The sequence below is a fragment of the Micromonospora globbae genome, assembly GCF_003610785.1.
GTDB lineage: Bacteria > Actinomycetota > Actinomycetes > Mycobacteriales > Micromonosporaceae > Micromonospora > Micromonospora globbae.
The window spans coordinates 1-2,495 of sequence record NZ_RAQQ01000079.1 but is presented as its reverse complement, the minus strand read 5'-3'; the positions used below and the strand labels follow the sequence as shown (position 1 = coordinate 2,495).

The 2,495-nt window shown below is 53.1% G+C and carries 3 protein-coding genes; 2 read left to right on the top strand and 1 reads right to left on the bottom strand.

From position 1 onward, the window contains the following. Positions 1-911, top strand: a 911-nt coding sequence (locus tag D7I43_RS32320; protein WP_158610211.1) for a phage major capsid protein, incomplete at its 5' end; no start/stop codon positions are given. A 720-nt stretch (positions 912-1,631) separates the two neighbouring features. After that, positions 1,632-1,859, top strand: coding sequence for a GntR family transcriptional regulator (locus D7I43_RS32315; protein WP_120332328.1), 228 nt, complete (start codon positions 1,632-1,634; stop codon positions 1,857-1,859). A 270-nt stretch (positions 1,860-2,129) separates the two neighbouring features. On the opposite strand, the gene D7I43_RS32310 is transcribed toward D7I43_RS32315, so the two are convergent. Further along, positions 2,130-2,495, bottom strand: a 366-nt coding sequence (locus D7I43_RS32310; RefSeq protein ID WP_147427381.1) for an HNH endonuclease, incomplete at its 5' end; no start/stop codon positions are given.

Here is a 2,495-nt window from a genome sequence, read left to right as displayed (position 1 = left end):
CAATCGAAATCCCAGAGCAGGTAGCGAAGAACGTTATCTCTGGTGCTGATGGTCAGTCTGTCGTAATGCAGCTTGCCCGCAAGGTGACTCTACCTTCTATGAGCTACCGCCAGCCAGTTCTAAGCGTTCTGCCTGACGCATACTGGGTTAACGGCGATACTGGCCTGAAAAAGACGACTAAGGCTGGTTGGGATGATGCGGTTATTACCGCTGAGCCTCTGGCTGCTCTGGTCGTTATTCCTGATGACTTCCTGATGGATGCGACCGTACCTCTCTGGGCAGAACTACAGCCGCTTATGTCTAAGGCTATGGGACGCGCTATCGACCAGGCTGCGCTTTGGGGTATCAACAAGCCTGCCTCATGGTCTGAGTCTGTTTACCAGCACGCCGTAGCGGCTGGAAACACTGTTGAGCTGGGTGCCGGTGGTGCCGGTAAGGCAGACCTAGGCTATGACGTTGCACAGGTCGGTCTAAAGCTTGCTGAAGACGGATTCCAGCTAAACGGGTTTGCTACTGAGCCTGGCTTTAAGTGGCGACTAGCCGCACAGCGCAATGCCGACGGTTCGCCTATCTACACGAACCTGGTTGCCGAGAATCGGAACGACCTTTACGGGCTTCCGTTTGTCGAGAGCACTAACGGCGCGTGGGATCAGACCGTTCACGCTATCGGTGGTGACTGGTCGAACGCGATCGTCGGTATTCGTTCTGACATGGTGCTAACTCTTCACCGTGACGCAGTTATTACCGATGATTCAGGTAATGTGGTTTTCAACGCAATGCAGATGGATAGCACTATCGGTCGTTTCGTGATGCGTGTTGGTTTCGTGGTGGCTAATCCAGCTACCTACCAGAACACTACTACTACCCGCTCACCGTTTGCCGTCCTGGTTGATCCAGGTAGCGCTAGCTAAAGCCTCTGGCTTGCTAATCAACGCTTCTCCTAGCGTTTGCAAAAAGAAAGGCCCCCCGGATTTCCGGGGGGCACTTTTTTTGTCTCTAGAGGGAGACTACCTGTGCGATATCCGCTCCGATCATTGGAGCGATCCTCTGGAAGTCTTCCAGGGAGTCACAGCGGAAAATTTCCGCCCCATCTTCCCTGACAGCCATTACCCCTGATTCCATGACGAACAACCAGCCGAGCGTTTCTCCCTCGTGGTGAAGAAGGAACGTCTTTGGAGGGTTGGCTACAACGACTAAAGGAATGTCGTTTGTGGAATACGACCTGTGATCGGTCATCGGTAGTTCGCTCCCCTGTTCCGCAGAGCGTGTGAAGCTCTCCACGCGCCGGCCCGTGTGAACAAGGGCCGATCCAGGATCACGGTGTGGTCTGCCTCCTGGTGCTGTGTCTGCCTCCTGGCGTGCTCGACACTGACCCACGCTCCTGCCCTAGCCGGGTAGCAGGTTGCCGGCCCTAGCGCCTCTGCGGTCCTCTCAGACCGCTTCCTGAGCCTCTGTAGGAGGCGTGCGAGCCTCCCTGGTTGCTCTGGCTTCCTATGCCTCATGATCCGTCCCTCCTGTGTGGGGGTTGGTGCCTGAGCCAGCAACTTTACTAGAAAACATGGATTACTAGGTTTCATGGATAAACAGGCATACCAGACTTTCCGGAAATCCAGATGTGTCAGGATTGATCTATGACCGGCTACGTTCCGACCTATCGGGTAATCTTGAATGACCTGAGGAAGTCCATAGCTTCTGGACAGCTAAAGCCAGGAGACAAACTGCCGACCCTGAGTGAGCTGGCAGACAAATACGACTGTGCTTTAGGTACTGCCCGTAGGGCTCTGGAAATCCTCCTGGAGACTGGCGAGATTATCGGCAAGCAGGGTAAGGGAACGTACGTAGCAGAAAAGAAGCTGTGAGAGCGTTTCTAAGGCACAAAAAAGCCGGGCCTAGGGTTTCCCCTAGGGTCCGGCCTAATCTCTCGTCTACGGCCATTCTAGGCCGATTAAACGGCTATTCCTCTGTATCATCTAGTCTGACGACCGTAATGGTATTCGTAGCTTTCCGATACCAGATTTCACACACACCGGGGATTTCCGTTCTTACGTAGTCGTTTGCTGGTTCATTACCTCTTCTCCGGTCAAACTCAGTTTGAGTTTCGATAGATACACGTAACATGATTCGTTCCTTCAGGTTGCGAGGGCATATGCCCTCTGGTTGTCCAGGATCATTTCTGGCACAAAAGGCCAACGATCACGCTTAGACCGATTGCAGCTAGCGCATGATGGTCTGAGATTTGCCAGGATATGTGCTCCACCCTTAGACAAGGGCTTTACATGGTCCCAGTGCTCATGAGGGTTGGTTTTACAAATCCAGCACTTACCGCCATAGAAAGCTAGCTTCTGTTCTAGGTCTTCTACGGTGTGACCCAGGTAAAGAGCCTCACGCTTTAGAGCCTCACGCTTGCGCCACCATTCGCGTACCTTTTCTTTATTATTCGCGTTGTACTGCTTCTTGTAGTCCAATATTCTCGACCTATTGGCCGCGTAATAGCC

Excerpts from the sequence above, each read along its gene's own strand:
- D7I43_RS32315 (WP_120332328.1), top strand. The coding sequence starts at position 1,632 with ATGACCGGCTACGTTCCGACCTATCGGGTAATCTTGAATGACCTGAGG.